Here is a 23,967-nt window from a genome sequence, read left to right as displayed (position 1 = left end):
TTTACTTTCTAGTTTTCAAAAAAATTACTTTTTACTATTTGTCTATAAATTGTCTTTATGCTTACAATTAAAAATTCATCAAAAAACAACCCTTTTACAGCTTCTTTCTGATGAATTCTTAATATTAAACTCATAAAAAAATTACTTCCTTAAAATAATTCTGATGCAATTGCCTGTATATTATCACTTTTCCCCATAGAGTAATAATGTAAAACAGGAACTCCTGCTGCTAATAACTCTTTAGATTGCTGAATTGCAAATTCTACACCAACCTGTCTTACAGCTTTATTATCCTTACAATCGTATACAGCATCTATTAAATCTTGCGGTAAATCAATTTTAAATACTTGTGGTAAAATTTGTAAGTGTCTTTTAACAGCTAAAGGTTTAATTCCTGGAATAATAGGAACATTAATTCCTATTTCTTTAGCTGCTTTTACAAACTCAAAATATTTATTATTATCAAAAAACATCTGCGTTACCACATAATCTGCACCAGCATCCACTTTTGCTTTTAATCGTCTTAAATCTGAAACTAAAGACGGAGCTTCCATATGTTTTTCTGGATAACCAGCAACACCAATACAAAAATCTGAGTGATGCTCTACATTTATATCATCATGTAAATATTGCCCTTTATTCAAGTTTGCAATTTGATCTACCAAATCACTAGCAAAAGCATTTCCTCCTTTTGTTGGTTTAAAATACGATTCATCTTTCATAGAATCTCCACGTAAAGCCATCACATTATCTAGCCCTAAATAATGACAATCTACCAAAACATATTCTGTTTCTTCTTTGGTAAAACCTCCGCATAATAAATGCGGAATTGCATCCACCTTATATTTATGCATAATAGACGCACAAATACCAACAGTTCCAGGGCGCATTCTGGTAATTCTTTTATCTAAAAGCCCGTTTCCTTTATCTAAATAAACGTACTCTTCTCTAGAAGTTGTAACATCTATAAAAGGCGGATTGAATTCCATTAACGGATCTATATTATTATATAAATCTTGAATGTTTTTTCCTTTCTGAGGCGGTATTACTTCAAAAGAAAATAATGTTTTGCCATTTGCATTTTTAATGTGATCTGTAACTTTCATTTTATTTTGTTGTTCGTTATTCGCTGTTCGTTATTCGTTTTATAAACCTCAACTTTACAACTCTAAACTTATTTTTTGGGCGTTACCACAAGGGTCGCGCTTTACACTATATCTTTTTATGCCGAATTTATTTTAGCATCTGTAATTTCTATTAACTGCAATTCTACTAACCTAAAGTTACTGAAACGTGTTCAGCATAAAAAGGATGCCTTTTCAATCGCTAACGCTATCTATTTAGCAGCTTTTTTACGTCTTCGTAATCTTCTTTGTATTCCCAATATATCCATCTCCCATCTACATAATCTGTTAAAATATATTTTTGACTTAAAGATTTGATTCTAGAAACTGCAATTAATTTTTTTCCAAATTTATCAGCAACAATAGGAGTCATTTTCTCTTTATTGTTTTTATCAAAACCATGAGAAATAATATAACTTCCTAAATGCAATTCTATAAACTCCATATATGCTCTTTATGTAAGAAAAAACCTAAAAGGGTTTTAAAACCTTTTAAGATTAATTATTATTCTTCTGCTAAAATAGGATGTAACCATTTTCTGGCTTTCTCTTTTGTAATTCCCTTTCTTGTTGAATAATCCGTTACTTGATCGTCTGTAATTTTACCCAAACCAAAATACTTAGCTTCTTTGTTTGCAAAATAATATCCAGAAACAGCTGCTCCAGGCCACATTGCCATACTTTCTGTTAAGGTAACTCCTATTTTTTCTTCAACTTTAAGTAAATCCCAAATGGTTTCTTTTTCTAAATGATCTGGACAAGCAGGATAACCTGGTGCAGGACGAATTCCGTTGTAACTTTCCTTTATTAAATCCTCGTTTGTTAAACTTTCATCGGCAACATAACCCCAATGTTTTGTTCTAATTTGTTTATGCAAATATTCTGCCATGGCTTCTGCAAAACGATCTGCAATTGCTTGCGCCATAATTGCATTATAATCATCTTCTTTTGCCTTATAACTTTCTGCCAATTCTTGCGCACCAAAAATACCTACACAAAATGCCCCAATGTAATCTGTAACCCCAGTTTCTTTTGGTGCAATAAAATCTGATAATGCGTGATTTGGTATACCTTCTCTTTTCTTTAATTGCTGACGTAAAGTTCTAAAAATAAATTCTTCTCCCCCTTTTTTCTTTACAGAAATATCATCGTCATTTATAGTATTTGCTTCAAACAAACCAAAAATTGCTTTTGGTTTTAACAGTTGCTTTGCAATAATTTCTTTAATCATTGCTTGGGCTTCATCGTACATAATTGTAGCCTGTTCACCAACAAGATCATCCTTTAAGATATCAGGAAATTTACCATGTAAATCCCAACTTCTAAAAAACGGACTCCAATCTATAAAAGGAACTAATTCTTTTAAACTTAACTGCTCTAAAGTCTGAATTCCTAATTCTTTTGGTTTTACAATCTCAGAAGTTTTCCAATCAATTTTGTATTTACGCTTGCGAGCTTCATCAATAGAAATATATGATTTTTCTTTACCTCTTTTTAAAAATTTGGTTCTAAACTCATCATAATTTTTCTTTAACTCGGCAACATATGCATGAGAGGTTTTTTTGTTTAATAAATCTCCTACAACCGTTACTGCCCTAGAAGCATCATTTACATGCACAACTGCATTGGTATATTGTGTATCTATTTTAACAGCTGTATGCGCTTTAGAAGTTGTTGCGCCACCAATTAACAAAGGCAATACAAAATTTTGGCGTTGCATTTCTTTTGCTAAATACACCATTTCATCTAAAGAAGGTGTAATTAAACCAGACAAACCAATTGCGTCTACACGCTCGCTAATGGCCATTTCAATAATCTTTTCTGGCGGAACCATTACGCCTAAATCTACAATTTCGTAGTTATTACACGCCAAAACAACACTTACAATGTTTTTACCAATATCATGCACATCTCCTTTTACGGTTGCCATTAAAATTTTACCAACAGGTTCTTGCTTATCGCCTTTTTCTGCTTCAATAAACGGATTTAAATACCCTACCGCTTTTTTCATTACACGCGCAGATTTTACTACTTGTGGCAAAAACATTTTTCCTGCTCCAAATAAATCTCCCACCACATTCATACCAATCATTAAATGACCTTCAATCACTTCTATTGGTGCTGCTGCTTCTTGCCTTGCTTGTTCTATATCTTCTATAATAAAAGCATCGATTCCTTTTACTAACGCATGTGTAATTCTATCTTGTAAAGGGTTTTCTCTCCAAGATAAATCTACTGTTTTTTCTACTTTCGAACCTTTTACAGTTTCTGCAAAATCTAATAAACGCTCTGTTGCGTCTTCTCTTCTATCTAGAATTACATCTTCTACATATTCTAGTAAATCTTTTGGTATGTTATCATACACTTCTAAAAGTGCAGGGTTTACAATTCCCATATTCATACCAGCTTGAATAGCATAATATAAGAATACAGAATGCATTGCTTCTCTTACTCCGTCATTTCCTCTAAAAGAAAACGACACGTTACTTACACCCCCACTTACAGAAACATTTGGTAAATTTTGTCTTACCCAACGAGTTGCTTCAATAAAATCGATGGCATTTTTTCTATGTTCATCCATCCCTGTGGCAACAGGAAATATATTTAAATCGAAAATGATGTCTTCACTAGGAAAACCAACTTCATTTACTAAAATATCATACGATTTTTTAGCAATTTCAATTCTACGATCATAATTATCTGCCTGTCCTACTTCATCAAAAGCCATTACAATTACCGCAGCTCCATAACGTTTTATTTGTTTTGCTTCCCAAATAAATTTTTCTTTTCCTTCTTTAAGTGAAATAGAATTTACAACACATTTTCCTTGTACAACTTGCAAACCAGCTTCTATAATTTCCCATTTAGAGCTATCAATCATAATTGGCACTCTACAAATATCTGGTTCTGCAGCAATTAAATTTAGAAAACGAACCATGGCTTGTTTTCCATCAATTAAACCGTCATCAAAATTAATATCGATAATTTGTGCCCCTCCATCTACTTGATGTCTTGCAATGTCTAAGGCTTCATCAAATTGCTCGTTTTTTATCAATCTTAAAAACTTACGAGACCCCGCAACATTTGTACGTTCACCTACATTAATAAAATTGCTGTTCTCATTCAAGACTAGAGGTTCTAATCCTGATAAATGCATATATTTTGTTTGTTTCACTTTCATATGTAATGTTCTACTATAGGAAAAGGATCATAAAAATGATGTAATAACTCTTTCCATTCTTTATATTCATCAGATTTTCTAAATCCAATTTCGTGATCTTCAATTGTTTCCCAATTTACAAGTAAGATATATTTATCTTTTTGTTCGATACATTTTTTCAATTGATGAGAAACATATCCTTTTTTAGAAGAAATAATGCTTTCTGCCTTCTTAAAACTAGCTTCAAAATCTTTTGACAGCCCTTTTTTTATGTTTAAAACAGCTACTTCTAAAACCACTTACTTATAATTTATTTTTTTATAATTCTGCTTACGCAGTATTAACTACCTTTTTTATATCTAAAAACTATTCATTTACTACAAATTCTCTCGGCTTGTATTTTGCCGCAATGGTAGCAATTTCTTTAATATGTTCTGGCGATGTACCGCAACAACCTCCAATAATATTAATTAAATTTCTCTTTAAATATTCTTCTATTTGCTCTCCCATTTCTTCTGCTGTTTCATCATACTCACCAAAAGCATTTGGTAAACCTGCATTTGGATGTGCAGATATTGCAAAGTCTGTTTTACTTGCTATGGCTTCTAAATGTGGTTGCAATAAACTAGCGCCTAGAGCACAGTTAAACCCAACAGATAATAACGGAATATGAGAAACTGAAATTAAAAATGCTTCTGCCGTTTGTCCTGACAATGTTCTACCAGAAGCGTCTGTAATCGTACCGCTTAGCATGGTAGGAATATCAATTCCTCTCTCGTCTTTTACTTCTTCGATGGCAAATAAAGCAGCTTTTGCATTTAAGGTATCGAACACGGTTTCTACTAAAAGTAAATCTACACCACCGTCTACTAAAGCTTCTATTTGTTGTTTGTATGCAATACGTAACTCATTAAAGGTTACAGCTCTATAACCAGGATCATTTACATCTGGAGACATACTTGCTGTTCTGTTTGTAGGACCAATAGAACCGGCTACAAAACGAGGTTTGTGAGGTTCTTTTGCTGTAAACTCATTTGCAACTTCTTTGGCAATTTTTGCAGATTGAAAGTTTAGCTCGTAGACTAAATCTTCCATCTGATAATCTGCCATAGCAATAGTTGTTCCTGAAAAGGTATTGGTTTCTATAATATCTGCACCCGCTTCAAAGTATTTACCATGAATGGTTTTAATAGCTTCTGGTTGGGTAATAGATAACAAATCGTTGTTACCTTGTAATGGTGTTGGATAATCCTTAAAGCGCTCTCCTCTAAAATCTTCTTCCGTAAATTTATAGGCTTGCAACATGGTACCCATTGCACCATCTAAAACCAAAATTCTTTCTTGTAAAGCTTTGTATATATTTGACATTCCTGAAAATTAATTTTTGTGTTATCAGGAAAAGAAGAATTGACATTTTTTCCGTTATCTCTCTGTTTATCTCGCAGTAGAAATTAGCACCTTCTTTAAAGATAAAGGGTTGCCAAGGCTTCCTTGGGTCTAATCCCTCAACCTTTCTTGATAACAATATTAAATAAATGAACTAATTACGCTACAAAGTAACGAACTTTTTTCTTGTTTTTATAATTTATTCGTAGATATCTGATGATAAGTAACGGTCTCCTCTATCACAAATTATAGCAACCACAACACCTTTATCTATAGAATTAGCCACTTTTATTGCCGTAGCAACAGATCCTCCACTGCTCATTCCTGCAAAAACACCTTCTTCTTTGGCTAAACGAATGGTCATTTCTCTTGCTTCTTCTTCCCCTACTTCTAATACTGTATCTATTTTTTTGGGTTTAAAAATAGCAGGCATATATTCTTCAGACCATTTTCTAATTCCAGGAATTTTAGCTCCATCTTTAGGTTGTGCTCCAATAATAGTAATGTTTTGGTTTTGTTGTTTTAAATAATCAGATACCCCAGTTATGGTTCCCGTTGTTCCCATTGCAGAAACAAAATGAGTTACCTCTCCTTCTGTATCTCTCCAAATCTCTGGGCCCGTTGTATTAAAATGTGCTTTCGGGTTATCAAAATTATCAAACTGATTTAATCTAAAATATCCTTTTTTATATTTCAGTTTTAATGCATAATCAATAGCACCTTCCATCCCTTTATCTGCCGGAGTTAAGATTACTTTTGCTCCGTAAGCACGCATTGTTTTAACACGTTCTATAGTAGAGTTTTCTGGCATTGTAATTACCATATTCACCCCTAAAACTTTTGCCATTAAAGCTAATGCTATACCCGTGTTTCCACTGGTTGCTTCTACCAAAGTATCTCCTTTTCTTATATTTTTTCTTTTGATAGCCTCAGAAATCATATAATAAGCAGCTCTGTCTTTAACGCTACCTCCAGGATTGTTTCCTTCTAGCTTTAACAATAAAGTTACCCCTTCTTTTTTAAATATGTTTTGCACTTCTACAAGCGGCGTATTTCCAACAAAATCTATGATACTTTTGGTTTGCATTTTAATTTCTTTTTTGAAAAATATTATTTTCTAATTGCACTGTAACTACAGAGTTTTCTGGTACTGATTCCATAATACAAACATTGGCACCAATTACTGAGTTTTTTCCTATAACAACATCTCCTCCTAAAATAGTAGCATTTGCATAAATAACCACACCACTTTCAATAGTAGGGTGTCTTTTAGTAGATGCTAAACTTTTCTTTACTTGAATTCCGCCTAAGGTAACTCCCTGAAAAATCTGTACATTCTCTTTAATAATGGTCGTTTCTCCAATAACAATTCCTGTTGCATGATCTATAAAAAAAGAATCTCCTATTTCTGCTCCTGGATGAATATCTGTACCCGTTTTACTATGTGCAAACTCGCTCATTATTCTTGGAAAAACAGGAATTCCTAATTTTAATAATTGGTGACTTAAACGATACACTGCAATTGCATAAAAACCTGGATACGCTAAATAAATTTCTTCTAAACTTTTAGCAGCAGGATCATTTTTTTCTGCAGCCGCAGCATCTAAATCTAATTTTTGACGTATAGAAACAAAAGAGTTTTCAAAATCATTCCACAAATTTTCTCCGTTTTCAACGGATAATCGTTCTAAAATTTTAAGAAATTTCAATCTTGTTTCTGGTCCACTTTCAGACAAATGGCGTTCATCAAACAAATTATTAATTAACTGTTTGGTAAAAACTTCTACGGCATCTCTTAAACACATGCTGTAGTTTTTAAACGTAACTATTTGTGCCGTTTCTTTCATTGTAGCGTTTTACATTTCTGGTGCTAAAGTTACCTCTAAACCTTCCATTTCTGGTGTCATTTGAATCTGACAACCTAATCTACTATTATCTTCTACATTAAATGCTTCTGCTAACATAGCATCTTCATCATCTGTCATTTCTGGCAATTCATGCTCTGAATTTACATAACATTGACAAGAAGCACACATAGCCATACCTCCACAAATACCAATTGTTCCTTCTTCTGCTAATTCGTAAGAACGAACAACTTCCATTAGGTTCATTGCCATATCTGTTGGTGCAACAACCTCATGTGTTTGACCATTTCTGTCTGTTATTTTAATATTGATGTCTTGCATCTATCTATTTTTCTTTATTTATGTTGTCTGCAAATTTATACAAACCTAACAAATTTACACTTAGATTGTTTTTAAATAAACAAGAAAGCCGTTATGGTTTAAATTCGCAATTAATTGCAAGAAAGCTACTTGATTCAGACAAGTCTAGCCCAGATTGAAGCATTTGTTTGAGCTCTTTTTGCTTTTTGGAGCAAAAAAGCGAGTGCTGAAAGCTGAAAATAGCTTCTAAAAAAATTAATGAATTGCTTTTACAACTGCTTTTGGCGCTTCTTTTTTAGTTCCATCAAAACCTTCTACACCACCAACTGTAGTATATTTCATTACATATTTCTTGTCTGGAAAGATTCTTTTGTATGCACTTTGACACATTAAAGTTGCTTCGTGAAAACCACAAAGAATCAATTTTAATTTTCCTGGATATGTATTTACATCACCAATAGCGTAAATTCCTGGAATATTTGTTTGATAATCTAAGGCATTATTTACCTTAATTGCATTTTTCTCGATTTCTAATCCCCAATTTGCAATTGGACCTAATTTTGGAGATAATCCAAATAAAGGAATAAAATGATCTGTTTCTACATCTACAGGTTCTTCTCCTTTCTTTTGAACAGTAACACCCGTTACTTTATCATCACCTAAAATGGCTGTAATTTCTGCAGGAGTAATTAAAGTAATCTTACCAGCATCTTTTAATTCTTGTACTTTTTCTACAGAATCTAAAGCTCCTCTAAACTCGTTACGTCTATGTACTAAAGTTACAGATTTTGCAACATCAGCTAAAAATATAGACCAATCTAAAGCAGAATCTCCTCCACCTGCAATTACTACATTTTTATCTCTGTAAAACTCAGGCTCTTTAATGATGTACTCAACTCCATTATCTTCAAACTTAGTAATATTATCTAACTTAGGTTTTCTTGGTTCAAAAGAACCTAAACCACCTGCAATTGCAACAATTTTTGCATGATGTTTTGTTCCTTTATTGGTTGTTACAATAAAAGTACCATCTTCTTGCTTGTCTATAGTTTCTGCTCTTTCTCCTAAAGTAAAACCAGGTTCAAATTGTTTAGTTTGTTCTATTAACTTATGTGTTAAATCACCTGCTAAAATTTCTGGATATGCAGGAATATCATAAATTGGTTTTTTCGGATAAATCTCTGAACATTGCCCTCCAGGTTGTGGTAATGCATCAATTAAATGACATTTTAATTTTAATAAACCTGCTTCAAAAATTGTAAATAATCCTGTTGGTCCTGCACCAATAATTAATATATCTGTTGTAATCATCTTGTTTATAATCCTTATATTATTTAATATTTTGTTGAGATTTCTCAACTCCGCTAAAGCTTCGTTCGAAATGACAAACTTTTGTCATCTTGAGCGAAATGTAATGAAGTCTAAAGATCTCTATTTACAGAGAGATTGCTTCACTTTATTTGCAATGACAGTTTCTAATCTACTTTTTTTCTACTAAACTCTTCGTAAACTCGTTTAGTTTTTCTACTTTTTCTTCAAAGTCTCCTTTGATGGTTTTTCTATATTCGTTTAAATTCTTCACTAAATCGTCAATATTTTCTGGAATTACTTCCTCAAAAAACTGACGTAATCTTTTGGCTGTTGTAGGTGATTTCCCGTTTGTAGAAATGGCAACTTTTACATTTCCTTTGGTTACAATTCCTCCCATATAAAAATCACAATAAGGCGGATTATCTGCAACGTTAACTAATTTTGCTTCCGCTCTACAATCTTTCCAAACTTGTACATTTACTTCAGGGATATCTGTTGTTGCTACTACAATGTGTCTGCCAAGTAAATACTTTTTTTGATACGAATCTGTAACTAAAGTAACACACCCTTTTTTTGCCAACTCGATAGTTCCTTCCCTAAAAAAAGGTGAAACCATTGTTACATTAGCATCTGGACTTGATTTTAACAAAAAAGTTAATTTTTCTTCAGCTACAAAACCTCCACCAACAATTAAAACTTCAAGGTTTTTTGTTTTTAAGAAAATAGGATATAAATTATTTCTTTCCATAAAACTATCCTTTTAAATCGTTTGCAAATTGTTGTTGAATATCTAAAATTGCTTGACGATGCTTTACAACTTCTCCTAAAACAATAATTGCTGGATTTTTTAATTCCTTTTCTACAACAATACTTTCAATAGTATCTACAGTTCCAATTCCAACTTTTTCTCTAGGAGTTGTTCCTCTTTGAATAATTGCAACTGGTAAATTATTTTTACCTTCAGCTTGAAACAACTTTACAATTTGAGGCAACTTACTCATTCCCATTAAAACAACTACAGTTGCATTCGATTTTGCAGCCAACTCAATATCATTAGAAATTTTATGATCTTTTGTTGTACCTGTAATTACCCAAAAACTTTCTGCACTTCCGCGTTTTGTTAAAGGTATGTTTTGATATGCAGCAACTGCTAACGATGATGAAATTCCTGGAACGACAGCAACCTCTACACCTAAATTTGCAACAAATTCCATTTCTTCTGCTCCTCTACCAAAAATAAAAGGATCACCACCTTTTAAGCGAACTACATGTCCAAAAGCTTTTGCTCTTTCTACAATTAACTCATTAATTTGTTCTTGTTGATAAGTGTAACATCCTCTTCTTTTTCCTACAAAAATTTGTTCTGCTTCTGGATTGATATAATCTAACAATTCTTCATTTACCAAAGCATCATACAAAACAACATCTGCAGTTCTTAAAACTTTAATGGCTTTTACTGTGATTAAATCTATATCTCCAGGGCCAGCACCTACTACTGTTAACTTTGGTGTTTTTTTACTCATTGTATTCTTTTAATAGCTTATTGCGCTATTGTTGTTTCAGATTCTCTATAAGCTCTTACTTTTTGTAAAAACCTATTCGCATCATTAATATATTTCTTTGCAAATTCTGCTGTTGGAGCAAATTTATTGATTTGATATATTAAATCGGCAAAAGAAGACCCTAAATCTATTTTTTCTGATGTAATAAATAATTCGTCAAATTGAGAAATGATACTTGCATGCGTATTTGTTTTCTTATTTTCTGCTAATAATGACGCTTTTGCTGAATTTACAATAGATTGATAAGCATAATAAATTGCTCCAGAATATACTTTGTTTTCAAAAGCTTCTTTTGCATTGGCTATTTTTTCATCACTTTCTAAAAATAAAGTAGCAATTAAATCGATGACAACACCTGCACATTCTCCAATTCCGATTTCTTTTACATACTTTTCTGATTCTCCCCAATCAATAAAATCTTCTTGCGTTAAATTAGAAACATCTTGTAAATCATTTAAGAAATCATAGAAGTACTTTTCTCCTTTTTCTTTATAATATTCAACAAATTGTTTTCCGTTTGCATTAGCTTCAAAATCATTTAAAATTCTACGTAAAGCTTCAGGCCCTCTTTTACTTGGTACTTTTACAACTTTATCTGCAAAAGTTCCATTTCCATTTCCTAAATTACCTCCACCTAATAAAACTTGTAAAGCAGGTGCCACTAATTTATCTGGTGTTCTAACCGTCATTCCTTGAAAACCAATGTTTGCCATATTGTGTTGTCCACAAGCATTCATACAACCACTAATCTTAATAACAAGATCTTCGTTTTTTAAATATTGTGGATAATCTGCTGCAATTATTCTTTCTAATTCTACAGAAATCCCTGTACTACTTGCAATTCCTAAATTACAAGTATCTGTTCCTGGACACGCTGTAATATCTACTGCTTTGTTATAACCCGCTTCTACAAAATCTAATTTTTCTAATTCTTGATAGAAATAAGGAACTAAATCTTCTTTTACAAAAGGAATCACTATGTTTTGACGCAATGTTAATCTGATTTCTCCAGCTGCATATTCATCTACTAAATCTGCTAACAATCTTGCTTTATCTGTATAAAAATCTCCTAATAAAACTTTAATTCCGACAGCAACAAAACCTTCTTGTTTTTGAGGAATTAAGTTTGTTGATTTCCATAATTCAAACACAGTTTGGTCTTTAATTTCTACTTTTGGTGCTTCTACAGAAACTGGGGTTGATGGCACATAAGAATCTGCATCAATTGCAACAGTTTTTAATTCAATTGCATTTTGTTCTTGTTCAATTAAATCTCTAAAAGCTTCTAAACCGATATCTTTTAACAAGAATTTCATTCTAGCTTTGGCTCTACTTTTACGTTCACCATAACGATCAAAAATTCTTAAAACACCTTCCATTACTGGAATAATTTTATCTGAAGGTAAAAACTCATACAAAGTTTCTGCATGTCTTGGTTGTGAACCTAATCCTCCTGCAACCATCACTTTAAAACCTCTTACTCCATCTTGTACTTTAGCTATATATCCTAAATCGTGTAAATAAGACAAACCTGTATCTTCATCTGTAGATGAAAAAGACACCTTGAATTTACGTCCCATCTCTTGACAAATTGGGTTACGTAAAAAGAATTTGTATAGTGCATCTGCATAAGGAGAAACATCAAAAGGTTCATCAACATCTATTCCTGCAGTTTCTGAAGCGGTTACATTTCTAACAACATTACCACAAGCTTCTCTTAACGTAACATCGTCACGTTCTAATTCTGCCCATAATTCTGGAGTTCTATTTAAATCCACATAATGAATTTGAATATCTTGACGTGTTGTTATGTGTAATCTTCCTCTAGAATATTCATCTGAAACTTCAGAAATTCTACGTAATTGATTACTCATTACTTTACCATAAGGTAGTTTTATACGAATCATTTGCACGCCTTCTTGACGCTGACCGTAGACTCCTCTTGCTAAACGTAAACTCCTAAATTTTTCTTCATCTATTTGTAGATTATTGAATGCTGCAATTTTATCTGCTAATTCTATAATATCTCTTTCTACAACAGGATTTTCTATTTCGGTTCTAAAACTCTGCATGATTAAATATTGGTTGGTAATGGTGGTTGGTGATTAGTAATTGGTTTATTTTATAAAACCAACTCCTACTGTATTGTTCGATTTTGGATTGATTAAAATGAAAGATCCATTAGATTTATTGTCTTCATAGGAATCAAAAGCTAGTGGTTTGCTTAACTTTAATTGAATTTCACCTATTTGATTTAATTCTAATGCTGATGGATTTTCTTCTTTCCCTGAAAAATCTGTTTTTATAATGCTAGACAATTGTGTAATTTTTGCTTGTGCATCATTTACACCATGTTTAATATAATATTTTTGAGAAGCTTGTAAAGGCTCTTTATCCATCCAACAAATGGTTGCATCTAATTGCTTTGCAATTGTTGGCTCTTCATTTGTTTTTACTAACATATCTCCTCTACTTACATTTACATTATCTTCTAAAGTAATTGTTACAGAACTTCCTCTTTTAGCAGTTTCGAATTCTTTATCGAAAAAATTAATCGTTTTAATTTTCGATTTTGTTTGCGAAGGTAAAACAGCAACTTCATCTCCAACAGCTAAATCTCCTCCATAAATTTTACCTGCATATCCTCTAAAATCGTGATACTCTTCTGTTTTAGGTCTAATTACAGTTTGAACTGGAAAACGCGTTTGAGATTCATCATTAATATCTTCTGGCTCTAATCTCTCTAAATGATGCATTAATGTTTCTCCCTTATACCAAGGTGTATTTTCAGATTTTTGTACAACATTATCTCCTTGTAAAGCTGATAAAGGAATGAAGGTTAAATTCTGACCTTTATACTCGCTTTTACTTGCTAAATATTCGATTTCTCCTTTGATTGCATTGAATTTTTCTTCAGAAAAATCAACTAAATCCATTTTATTTATCGCAATTACAACATCTTTAATTCTCAATAGATTATTGATAAAAAAGTGTCTGTAAGTTTGTTCTACAACGCCGTTTCTTGCATCAATTAAAACAATAGAAGCTTGTGCTGTTGAAGCACCTGTAACCATGTTTCTTGTGTACTCTATATGACCAGGAGTATCTGCAATAATGAAACTTTTTGATGGTGTAGAAAAATAGATATGTGCTACATCAATTGTAATTCCTTGTTCTCTTTCTGCAACCAAACCATCAGTTGCTAAAGAAAAATCTAAATAGTCAAAACCTCTTTGTCTACTTTTTTCTTCTATTGCTTCTAATTTATCATCAGTTAGTGATTTTGTATCGTATAAAATACGACCAATTAAGGTACTCTTACCATCATCTACACTTCCTGCTGTTGCTATTTTTAATACTTTCATTTTTTATCAGCTGTTCGCTATTAGCTTTTGGCTTTTAGCTTAATTTGTATTCATTTTTAATTTTTACTAATGGCTAACAGCCAAAAGCTAAAGGCTATTTTCTAGAAATACCCTTGTTGTTTTCTTTTTTCCATTGCAGCTTCCGATCTTTTATCATCTATTCTTGCACCTCTTTCGGAAATGGAAGAATCTCTAATTTCTTCTACTACTTTTGCAATATCTACAGCATCAGATAAAACTGCTGCTGTACAACTCATATCTCCAACAGTTCTAAAACGAACCATTCTTTCCTCTACAACTTCTTCTTTATCCCTATACACAACTGCATCGTCTGCAGACCAAATCATTCCGTCTCTAACAAATATCTTTCTTTTGTGTGCAAAATAAATAGATGGAATTTCGATATCTTCTTGCTCTATATAAGACCAAACATCTAATTCTGTCCAATTAGAAATAGGAAAAACACGAACATTCTGACCTAAATCTATACGACCGTTTAACATATCGAATACTTCTGGACGTTGGTTTTTTTCATCCCACTGACCAAAATCATCTCTTACAGAAAAGATTCTTTCTTTAGCTCTTGCTTTTTCTTCATCACGTCTTGCACCTCCAATACATGCATCAAAACCAAACTCTTCAATTGCGTCTAATAAAGTTTCTGTTTGCAACATATTTCTACTTGCATATCTACCAGTTTCTTCTTTTACTCTACCAGAGTCAATATTGTCTTGTACATTTCTTACAATTAACTCAACACCTAATTCTTTTGCTAAACGATCTCTAAACTCTATGGTTTCAGGAAAATTATGACCTGTATCAATATGCATTAATGGGAAAGGAATTTTTGCAGGATAGAATGCTTTTTGTGCTAAACGCACTAATGTTATACTGTCTTTTCCTCCAGAAAATAATAACACAGGTTTTTCAAACTGAGCTACCACTTCTCTAAAAATATAAATTGCTTCGCTTTCTAAAGCATCTACTTGTATTATTTTATTACTCATAATTCTGTTTTAGATGTGTAAACCACATTCTCTGTTACTTTCTACTTTTGTAGGATCGAAATAAGTGAATTCGTTTGGTAAATTCTTTTCTTCTAAATAAGCATCTAATTGTTCATCTGTACTGTTGTAAAAAGGACTAACTTTTATAATTCCGTCTTTACTTACAGAAACAACGTCTATGCTATTTCTAAAAGCAGTTTGTCCTTTTCTTAAATTTGTAAACCAAACATCTGGCTGATGTTCTTTCATTGCTCTTGTAAATGGCTCTAACTTTACTTGTTCTGTAAAAAGAACATGTTTAGGATCTTCTATTGACGGAACTCCTAAAACTACATTTCTATGAGCAGCAGTTTGCTTTGGTGTATACAAGTGAATGTTTAAATTCAATTTTTCTATAATTTCTTCTGCATGTTTATACGTTTGTACAGTATTGTAACCCGTATCACACCAAATTACTTTAATGTCTCTTTGAACATCTGTAACTGCTTTTAAAATTGCAACTTCATATGGTCTAAAGTTGGTTGTAATTACCGGTTTTTTTGCAAAAGAAATAGCCCAAGCTATAATTTCTGCCGGACTTTTACCTTTAAGGTCTTTGTTTATTTTATCTAAATCTAGGCTCATTATTTTCCCCATTTTATTTTATTCCATATTCTCTCGTGAAAGAAATATAAAATTAGTTTTGTTATAAAATCTACTGATGCTATTGATGCTGCTAATGCAATTTTACCTGTTAAAATATATGAAACCACTAATGTATCTAGTGTTCCAACTATTCTCCAGCTTAATGCTTTTGCAATACTTCTTACTGGTTTTTCTGAAGTTTTATCCTCTTCAAAACTCTGACTTTCTATTTTTTTACTAAAAATCATTTGATCTGCAATCATAATAATTAAGTCTTTTAATTACCCTATTCAATTAATAGGGTATGCAAACATACATTATTTATAAGCAAAAAGTCATAGAAGATTCTTAAAAATTACTAAAACCCTATAGATTTAATAGATTAATAAAAAAAAGACTATTTATTTAAGAATATAGAACCACTAAAAGGATTTAGCGATATAAATATTACAACATCAAAAAAGATAGAAAAAATAGACGTTTTAAAAGACTTAAAACGTTTTACCTAAAGTAAATTGAAGAGGAACTGCAACACCATCATTTTTTGTAAAAATATTTCCATTTGAATAATGCATGATTCGTAATTCAAAGTTATACGCTCTTTTTTTTCCGAAGAAAAAACCAAAACCCATAGTGTCTTGATACGTAATTTTTGGTCCAGAATCCAAACCATCAATATTACTTTTCGTTAAATAGGTTGGGCCAATTATAGAATAGTTTGTATAAAAATCAAATCCTTTTTTTCTTAATAAATAAAAACGTAAAACAGGAAATATTGAAAAAGCAAACACATTTTCGTTGGTTAATTCAGATTGAAATGCAGTTATACTTGTTCCCCAATCTAAAGAAAAAATCTTTTCTGTTCTAAAAATTAATCTTTGATAAGTTAGAGAAAAAGCATGTTTTGCTTTTACTTCTCCAACCCAAAAAATAGGAATTCCAAAACTTTCGAAATTACCTACTTTTAAGCTCATCCCAAAAAAACGATTTACACCAAAACCAATAGCACTTGTGCCGTAACTTACTTGAAAAATATTTTTTGGAAAAAAATAATCATTATTTGCAAATTGGAGCGCCTTTTTACCCTGAAGCTGCTGTAAATGATACTCAAAACCTAAAGAAACTTGAGATATTGAAGGTTGATTTTGCTTTGTTGATTTCGGTAAAAAAGTTCCGTTTAAAGACAATCTCCATTTATCATTTAACTTATGCTGCACACCAAAACCATACAATAAACTTGCGTAATGTGCGTCTTTATAAATTTCTTTATCATTTATTGAAAAACCAAATCTTGTTAAATTTGCAATTCCTGCTTCAGCATAGAAAGTAGTATTACTATGGAGTTTAAAATCTTTTTTAAGTGATAATGACCAAGCATTAATCCAAACACTTCTATCATAACCAATATTGTTTACGTTATCATATTTAAACCAAGATGCTGGTCTCATTGTACCAAATTGAACTGCTAAATCCCCAGTTAATTTATGTCCTAATAACAATCTACCAGAAAACCAATTTCTACTAAAAGTTTCGGTTTTATATCCATCAATTAAGTTATCGTTTGAAAACGGATAAAAAATCCCTCCTAAATTGATGCTATAATAAGATTTTGATAAAAAGTTTGTAAGTTTCGTTTTTGATTCATTTTCTTCTTGACTAAAAACAGCGAAGGAAATCAGAAAAATTAAAAAGAATACAACGTTTTTTTTCATCAGAATTAGTTCAATTTATTTAAAAAAATAACACTTTAAGCTTTCTTAAATGTTAAATCTGCCAAAGTAGTATTTCTAAAAATTTGTAATGAACTATCTCTAAATTGCATCATTAATTTGTTTACAGCACAGATATTTTCATCAGGACAATCATCGCACTTTTCATAGAAATTTAAACTTACGCAAGGAACCATAGCAATTGGCCCTTCTAAAATACGCATTACAACTGTCATCTGAATTTCGCTAGGCTCTTTTAAAAGGTAATAACCACCTCCTTTGCCTTTTTTAGAACCTAATAATCCGTTTTTACGAAGTGTTAACAGAATGCTTTCTAAAAATTTTAAAGAAATGCTTTCACTCTTAGATATTGTAGCAATAGATACAGGAGTTTTGTTTTCCTGTCTTGCTAAATAAGTAAGTGCCTTTATTCCGTATTTTGTTTTCTTTGAAAGCATAAAACAAAATTACATAATTTAATGCAATTACCATACTAAAATAGTAGGATAACTTTAAATCTAAATTCTAATAACTAAAAAATTAATAAAAGCCTCTTAGTTTGTTGTATGTGTTTTTTCTAAAGCGTAAAAAGTAGCTTGTACATAATCATCTGCATCTCCAGAATTATTTTGATTATAAACACCTGCTTTAAAATACATATATTGTCCGCTTACATTAAAGCCACTATTTTTCATATCAACAGTTTTAACAACATCATCTTTACCTTCTCTAATAATTGTAACCGTTAAAGCATCTCCAACAACATTAATGGTATAGCTAAATTTCTCATCCAACGCAATTCCATCTATTGGATTAGAAGCACTACTACTTCTAGAACCAATCATGTCATGCCATTGTTCACTTCCATTTCCATCTGTTGGTTCGTGAGCAAAATAAATAGATCCTAAAGTATTATTGGCTAATTTTCTATAATAAAGACGAATAGGTTCATCATCATTTGCGTGAATTTGACCTACAATTACACGTCCTTTTTGACTAGAATCTCCTGTAGTAGTTACGTGATTTACAGAAAGAGTAGCAGACATTTCTCCATCAAAAGCAGCTGCAGCATTTATATCTGCTTGCGGAGCAGTACCAAAAACCCAATTATTCTTATTTACACCTTGTGTACTAATACTAGTATTTGTACCTCTTAGCATTTCACGCAATTCTACTCTTGTATAACTAGTACCTGTAGATGTTTTATAACCATCAACAGGACATTTAAAAACCATACCTCCATCATCTGCTGTATAGAAATAAGCATCATTTTCGTACTTATTATTTAATTGTGATACAGTAATTGTCGTTGCGGTTCCATCACCTTTATTTACAGGAATGCTTAAATTCCAGGTTGATAAATCAAAATTTTCTGAAGGTGATTTATTGGAATCTAAACCACTTGAAGATTGATTATCTCCATTTGCTGATTGTTCTATAGTTATCACTCTAGAAAGACTTCCTCCACTAACAGTTAATTCTCCAGAACGATCACTATTTGTTGTGTTTTCATCAACGGAAACAAGTATTGATTCACTATTTGCTCCACCCGAAGGAGTAATAGAAATCCAATTTTCATCAACATTTGCTGTCCAATTTAAATTAGATGTTACTCTAATTGATTTCGATTCTCCATCTGCAGAAAAAACTGTTAATGTAGATAATGACAAACTGCCAGACTCTTCTACTGTACTTGAATCCTTAGAACAACTAAAGAATGAAAATAAAAGAACTAAAACCGTAAAAAAATTGAAAAATAACTTCATAAGATACTTTGAAATTGTTTAAAAAATGATGAATTAAAAATAATTATAAATTAAGAAACAGAATTCATTTTTATTTAAAATTCTATTATGGACAAAAATACATTTAATCCTTATTAATTTCCTAATGCTTGTTTTAAATCTGAGATTACATCATCTGCATGCTCTAATCCTACAGAAACACGGACCAAACCATTTGTAATACCCACTTCTAATCTATCTTCTTCAGACAATCTACCATGTGTTGTAGATGAAGGATGTGTAACAATAGTTCTTGTATCTCCTAAATTTGCAGATAATGAACACATTTTAATTTTGTCTAAAAATTTTCTACCAGCTTCAATTCCTCCTTTAATTTCGAAAGCAACAATGTTTCCACCTAATTTCATTTGATTTTTTGCGACTTCATATTGTGGATGCGATTGTAAAAATGGATATTTCACGAATTCTACATTTTCATTTTCTTCTAAAAACTGAGCAACTTTTAATGCATTTTCGCAATGTTTTTCTACTCTTATAGATAAAGTTTCTAAACTTTTAGATAAAACCCAAGCATTAAATGGCGACATTGCTGGACCAGTATTTCTTGCAAAAAGATAAATTTCTCTTAACAAATCTTTTCTACCAACAGTAACTCCACCTAAAACACGACCTTGTCCGTCAATTAATTTTGTTGCAGAATGAATTACTAAATCTGCTCCAAATTTAATTGGCTGTTGTATATAAGGTGTTGCAAAGCAATTATCAACTATAAAAATTAGATTATGCTTTTTTGCAATCTTACCAATTCTATCTAAATCTAAAATATCTACTGCAGGATTTGTAGGTGTTTCAATATAAAGAACTTTTGTATTTTCTTTAATTAAACTTTCTACTAAATCTACTTCATCAACTTTAAAATATGATGTTTCTATATTCCATTTTGGTAAGTAATTAGTAAACATACCATGTGTAGAACCAAAGACAGATCTACAAGAAACAATGTGATCTCCTGCACTTAATAAAGCTGCAAAAGAGGAAAAAATTGCTGCCATTCCTGTTGCAAAAGCATAACCTGCTTCTGCTCCTTCCATGTCTACAATTTTATCTACAAATTCTGTTGTATTTGGGTTTGTAAATCTACTATACAAGTTACGTTCTTTTTCTTCTGCGAAGGATGAACGCATGTCTTCTGCATCATCAAAAACAAAACTTGATGTTAAATATAATGGTGTAGAATGTTCTGAAAACTGACTCCTTTCAGTTTGACTTCTAATGGCTTTTGTTTCGAAATGTTTACTCATTTAAATAGTGGTTAGTGGTTGGTTTTTAGTTGTTCTTATTTGACTGAAATATAATCAACTAAAAACTACTTACTATTTTTTTTAATTATTATGTTTTGCTAATCTTAATATATCTCCAAAAACTCCTCTTGCAGTTACACTTGCTCCTGCTCCTGCTCCTTGAATTACAATGGGTTGTTCTCCATAAGATTCTGTATAAATTTCAAAAATTGCATCAGAACCTTTTAAAGAACCTAAAGGTGTACTTTTATCTGTAGAAACTAATTTCACTTCTAATTTCCCTTTATTTTTAGACAAATCTCCACTTAATTCACCAATATAACGTAAAACGTGATTTGGTTCTTGATTATCTTTTATTATTTGATATTCTTCATTTAAAAGTTCTAAATTACTTAAAAAATCGGCAGCAGAACCTTCTCTTAAATTTTCTGGAATTAAATTTTTAATTTCAACCTCATCAAATTCGTTTTCTAATTCTAACTCTCTTGCTAAAATTAATAATTTTCTAGCAACATCATTTCCTCCTAAATCTTCTCTTGGATCTGGTTCTGTAAATCCTTTATCTATTGCTTCTTGTAATGTTTCTGAAAAAGAAACATTTTCTGCAGAAAAAGTATTAAAAAGATAACTTAAACTCCCCGAAAAAACACCTCTAATTTTAGTGATATTCTCTCCAGACTCATGTAGTAAACGAATGGTATCAATTAAAGGTAAACCTGCACCAACATTAGTTTCATACAGATATTGCTTTTTATATTCTTTTAATTTTGATCTTACTTCTTTGTAAAAATCGAAAGATAAAGTATTGGCTATTTTATTACAAGAAACTAAATCGAAACCAGCTTCTATAAAAGGAATATAATTTGCCACAAAATTTACACTAGCTGTATTATCTACTGCAATTAAATTTTCGAAATGATGCTCTTTTGCAAAGTCAATGATATCATTAACATTTACATTTTCTTCACCTTTTTCTAAAAGATTTTCTTTCCAATTTTTGGAAACTCCGTCTTTTTTTAACAGTACTTTTTTAGAGTTTGCAACTGCAAAAACATTCAATTGTAATTTTCTTCTTTCTAAAACAGATTGTGTGTTTTCTATAATTTGATCAATTAAAGTTCCTCCCACTAAACCTTTACCAAAAATGGCAATGTTTATTTTCTTAGTTACTCCAAAAACCTGACCATGAATTACATTTACTGCTTTATACAATTCATTTCTTTTAACCACCAAACTGACGTTTTTACCAGTAACAGTATTGTTAAATAAAACAGGAACAATTTGATTTTTTATCAATGCATTATAAGGTAAATGGAATTCGCTTAAATCTTGACCGATAATAGAAATTACTGAAACATTTTTTACAACAGAAATCTGATTTACATCTTGAGAATAAAAATCGTTTTCAAACTCTTTTTCTAATGCAGCAACTGCTTCTTCAGAATTATGAGCATCAATAATTAATCCTATTCCTCTTTCTGATGAACCTTGCGCAATGATACTTACACTTATATTTCTATCACTTAAAGCTTTAAAAATACGAGCATCAACTCCTACTTTCCCTAATAAACCTCTTCCTTCAAAATTTAATAAAGCAACATCATCAATTGTAGAAATTGATTTAATTCCTTTTGTTGAAGATTCTGAAGTGATTAAAGTTCCTTTATCTTCTTTATTAAACGTATTTAAAATTCTTAAGTTGATATTTTTTTCTAATAACGGAATTATGGTTTTTGCATGTAAAATAGTTGCACCAAAATTTGCCAATTCATTAGCTTCTGAATAAGATAATTGTTCAATCTTTTTGGCATCTGCAACTAAATCTGGATTTGCAGTATAAATTCCACTTACATGTGTATAGTTTTGCAATTCATCTGCATCTAAATAATTTGCTAATAAAGCTGCTGTATAATTACTTCCATTTCTACCCAAAGTAGTTGTTTCTCCTTTTTTATTAGATGCAATAAAACCAGCAACAACATTAATGGCATTACTATTCTTAAAATAAGAAATAACATTCTCTTTAGAAAGCGCAGTAATAGGTTGCGCATTTCCGAAATTTTCATCCGTAATTATTAAAGTTCTAGCATCTACAGAATTGGCAGAAATATTTTCTTTTTCCAATAAACTTGCTACTAATTTTACTGATAATAATTCTCCTTGTGCTAAAACTTCATCTTTAATTTTCTGACTAAAATCTCCTAACAAAGAAACCCCTTCAAAAATGGTTTCTAATTTTGAAAATTCTTCAGAAAAATCAACCTCACTATTTGGCTCTAATTGATATGTCTTAAATTCTTCAAACTTCGATTTATAAGCAGTTTTTGCTGCAGCATTTTGCAAAATAGACTCTAATTCGTTCGTAGAATTTCCTCTTGCAGAAGCAACTATCGTAATTTTTTCTCCGGATTTATATTTATTGACTATAATCTCTATAGCATTTTTTAAGCCTTTTCCGTTGGCTAAAGATTTTCCTCCAAACTTTAAAACTTTCATCTTCTTTTCTCTATAATCTTTATTAAAAATAGGTTCTATAATTTTTTGTAGTTGATCATATTCCATTAAAAATGCATCATGACCATGAACCGAATTTATTTCATTATATGTAACATTATCTTTTGTTAATGCTAACTTTTTATGTGTTTCTCTATTTTCTTCTGCTGTAAAAAACAAATCAGAATCAACACCTATAATATGAATATTGGCATCAATTTTATCTAAAATTTCATCAGATTTTTCTCCTCCAATAGTTACATCAATTGTTTTTAATAATTGATTCATTAATTTATATGAAGACAATTGATAACGTTCTTGCAATGATTTTCCATGATGCAACAACCAACTTTCTACGTCAAAAATGTCTGAATCTTCTTTTTTTGATCGATGAAAACGTTCTTTAAAAGACTCTGGAGTTCTATAACATAACATGGCATGCATACGTGCATCATGAACAGGATTGCTAGAGTTTACTAAAAATTGTTCTTGAATCTGACAATTTGCAATTAACCAATCTGTAGATTTCCAATCGGTTGCAATTGGTAAGAAATGTTGGGTTAATTTATTGTTTAAAACCATCATTTCCCAAGCAATTCCTCCACCTAAAGAACCTCCTATTAAAGCAAATATTTTATCAATATTTAAAATTGACAAGCCTTCTAAAAATATTCTTGCTACATCTCTGGCAATAAAATCTTTATAATTATCAATTAAAAATTCATCAAAACCATTACCAGGAATATTAAAAGATAAGATTGTATAAACATCTGTATTTATTGCTTTATTTTCTCCAACAATATCTTGCCACCAACCGTTTTTACCTGCAACGTTTGAGTTACCCGTTAAAGCATGATTAATTAACACTACAGGAGCTGAACCTAATTTTTGTCCGAATTCTTGATAACTCAAATTCAGTTCAGAAATTAAAGCACCAACTTCTGTTGTGAAATTATTAATTTTAATATGTTGTAATAAATCTTTCAATTTTGACATTTATTTTTTGTCTGTTCGAG

22 protein-coding genes and 1 riboswitch are annotated in these 23,967 nt (G+C 31.1%); all 22 genes read right to left on the bottom strand.

Annotation, left to right across the window (positions count from 1 at the left end):
* Positions 1 to 8 precede the first annotated feature (8 nt).
* Positions 9 to 134 carry a hypothetical protein gene (locus BLT70_RS17500; protein ID WP_302847799.1) on the bottom strand — a complete coding sequence of 42 codons (126 nt, stop codon included), beginning with the start codon at positions 132 to 134 and terminating at the stop codon, positions 9 to 11.
* 15 nt (positions 135 to 149) lie between these two features.
* On the bottom strand, positions 150 to 1,106 hold the full coding sequence (gene metF / locus BLT70_RS01850) for a methylenetetrahydrofolate reductase [NAD(P)H] (RefSeq protein WP_091890772.1): 957 nt from the start codon (positions 1,104 to 1,106) through the stop codon (positions 150 to 152).
* Positions 1,107 to 1,332: 226 nt separating this feature from the next.
* Positions 1,333 to 1,569, bottom strand: a complete 237-nt coding sequence (locus BLT70_RS01845) for a hypothetical protein (RefSeq protein ID WP_091890769.1) — start codon at positions 1,567 to 1,569, stop codon at positions 1,333 to 1,335.
* Positions 1,570 to 1,628: 59 nt separating this feature from the next.
* Positions 1,629 to 4,304 (bottom strand): methionine synthase, encoded by a 2,676-nt coding sequence (gene metH / locus BLT70_RS01840; protein ID WP_091890766.1) that lies wholly within the window; start codon positions 4,302 to 4,304, stop codon positions 1,629 to 1,631.
* The gene (locus BLT70_RS01835; RefSeq protein ID WP_091890763.1) at positions 4,301 to 4,582 is read right to left on the bottom strand and encodes an antibiotic biosynthesis monooxygenase; all 282 of its coding nucleotides are present in this window, start codon (positions 4,580 to 4,582) and stop codon (positions 4,301 to 4,303) included. Before BLT70_RS01835 ends, metH begins: the two co-directional genes overlap by 4 nt.
* A 67-nt stretch (positions 4,583 to 4,649) precedes the next feature.
* Entirely contained in the window at positions 4,650 to 5,651 is a 1,002-nt protein-coding gene (locus BLT70_RS01830) for a homocysteine S-methyltransferase family protein (RefSeq protein ID WP_091890760.1), read from the bottom strand.
* A gap of 51 nt (positions 5,652 to 5,702) precedes the next feature.
* A riboswitch (SAM riboswitch) is annotated at positions 5,703 to 5,808 on the bottom strand.
* A gap of 60 nt (positions 5,809 to 5,868) precedes the next feature.
* Complete coding sequence (gene cysM / locus BLT70_RS01825; protein WP_091890757.1) at positions 5,869 to 6,756, bottom strand: cysteine synthase CysM; 888 nt, start codon at positions 6,754 to 6,756, stop codon at positions 5,869 to 5,871.
* 1 nt (position 6,757) lies between these two features.
* Complete coding sequence (gene epsC / locus BLT70_RS01820; RefSeq protein ID WP_091890754.1) at positions 6,758 to 7,516, bottom strand: serine O-acetyltransferase EpsC; 759 nt, start codon at positions 7,514 to 7,516, stop codon at positions 6,758 to 6,760.
* A gap of 9 nt (positions 7,517 to 7,525) precedes the next feature.
* Positions 7,526 to 7,855, bottom strand: coding sequence for a 2Fe-2S iron-sulfur cluster-binding protein (locus BLT70_RS01815; protein WP_091890751.1), 330 nt, complete (start codon positions 7,853 to 7,855; stop codon positions 7,526 to 7,528).
* Positions 7,856 to 8,089: 234 nt separating this feature from the next.
* Positions 8,090 to 9,145, bottom strand: a complete 1,056-nt coding sequence (locus tag BLT70_RS01810; RefSeq protein ID WP_091890748.1) for an NAD(P)/FAD-dependent oxidoreductase — start codon at positions 9,143 to 9,145, stop codon at positions 8,090 to 8,092.
* Between the two features lie 169 nt (positions 9,146 to 9,314).
* Positions 9,315 to 9,893, bottom strand: coding sequence for a bifunctional precorrin-2 dehydrogenase/sirohydrochlorin ferrochelatase (locus BLT70_RS01805; RefSeq protein WP_091890745.1), 579 nt, complete (start codon positions 9,891 to 9,893; stop codon positions 9,315 to 9,317).
* A gap of 4 nt (positions 9,894 to 9,897) precedes the next feature.
* On the bottom strand, positions 9,898 to 10,668 hold the full coding sequence (gene cobA / locus BLT70_RS01800) for a uroporphyrinogen-III C-methyltransferase (protein WP_091890742.1): 771 nt from the start codon (positions 10,666 to 10,668) through the stop codon (positions 9,898 to 9,900).
* Positions 10,669 to 10,685: 17 nt separating this feature from the next.
* The gene (locus tag BLT70_RS01795; protein ID WP_091890739.1) at positions 10,686 to 12,779 is read right to left on the bottom strand and encodes a HEPN domain-containing protein; all 2,094 of its coding nucleotides are present in this window, start codon (positions 12,777 to 12,779) and stop codon (positions 10,686 to 10,688) included.
* Positions 12,780 to 12,824: 45 nt separating this feature from the next.
* Positions 12,825 to 14,072 (bottom strand): sulfate adenylyltransferase subunit 1, encoded by a 1,248-nt coding sequence (locus BLT70_RS01790; protein WP_091890736.1) that lies wholly within the window; start codon positions 14,070 to 14,072, stop codon positions 12,825 to 12,827.
* A 101-nt stretch (positions 14,073 to 14,173) separates the two neighbouring features.
* Positions 14,174 to 15,079 carry a sulfate adenylyltransferase subunit CysD gene (gene cysD / locus BLT70_RS01785; RefSeq protein ID WP_091890733.1) on the bottom strand — a complete coding sequence of 302 codons (906 nt, stop codon included), beginning with the start codon at positions 15,077 to 15,079 and terminating at the stop codon, positions 14,174 to 14,176.
* Positions 15,080 to 15,088: 9 nt separating this feature from the next.
* Positions 15,089 to 15,703 carry a phosphoadenosine phosphosulfate reductase family protein gene (locus BLT70_RS01780; protein ID WP_091897322.1) on the bottom strand — a complete coding sequence of 205 codons (615 nt, stop codon included), beginning with the start codon at positions 15,701 to 15,703 and terminating at the stop codon, positions 15,089 to 15,091.
* The gene (locus BLT70_RS01775; protein ID WP_091890731.1) at positions 15,703 to 15,966 is read right to left on the bottom strand and encodes a DUF2061 domain-containing protein; all 264 of its coding nucleotides are present in this window, start codon (positions 15,964 to 15,966) and stop codon (positions 15,703 to 15,705) included. Before BLT70_RS01775 ends, BLT70_RS01780 begins: the two co-directional genes overlap by 1 nt.
* A gap of 228 nt (positions 15,967 to 16,194) precedes the next feature.
* On the bottom strand, positions 16,195 to 17,415 hold the full coding sequence (locus BLT70_RS17360; protein WP_231962786.1) for an acyloxyacyl hydrolase: 1,221 nt from the start codon (positions 17,413 to 17,415) through the stop codon (positions 16,195 to 16,197).
* Positions 17,416 to 17,450: 35 nt separating this feature from the next.
* A complete protein-coding gene (locus BLT70_RS01760; protein ID WP_091890728.1) occupies positions 17,451 to 17,870 on the bottom strand; it encodes an Rrf2 family transcriptional regulator in 420 nt (139 codons plus the stop codon).
* Positions 17,871 to 17,966: 96 nt separating this feature from the next.
* Positions 17,967 to 19,178 (bottom strand): polysaccharide lyase family 7 protein, encoded by a 1,212-nt coding sequence (locus BLT70_RS01755; RefSeq protein WP_091890725.1) that lies wholly within the window; start codon positions 19,176 to 19,178, stop codon positions 17,967 to 17,969.
* A gap of 113 nt (positions 19,179 to 19,291) precedes the next feature.
* Complete coding sequence (locus BLT70_RS01750; RefSeq protein WP_091890722.1) at positions 19,292 to 20,458, bottom strand: PLP-dependent aspartate aminotransferase family protein; 1,167 nt, start codon at positions 20,456 to 20,458, stop codon at positions 19,292 to 19,294.
* Positions 20,459 to 20,539: 81 nt separating this feature from the next.
* Positions 20,540 to 23,938, bottom strand: coding sequence for a bifunctional aspartate kinase/homoserine dehydrogenase I (gene thrA / locus BLT70_RS01745; RefSeq protein ID WP_091897319.1), 3,399 nt, complete (start codon positions 23,936 to 23,938; stop codon positions 20,540 to 20,542).
* Positions 23,939 to 23,967 lie beyond the last annotated feature (29 nt).

The organism is Polaribacter sp. KT25b (genome assembly GCF_900105145.1).
In the GTDB taxonomy this organism is placed as follows: Bacteria; Bacteroidota; Bacteroidia; order Flavobacteriales; family Flavobacteriaceae; genus Polaribacter.
This window is presented reverse-complemented; position numbering and strand designations above follow the sequence as displayed.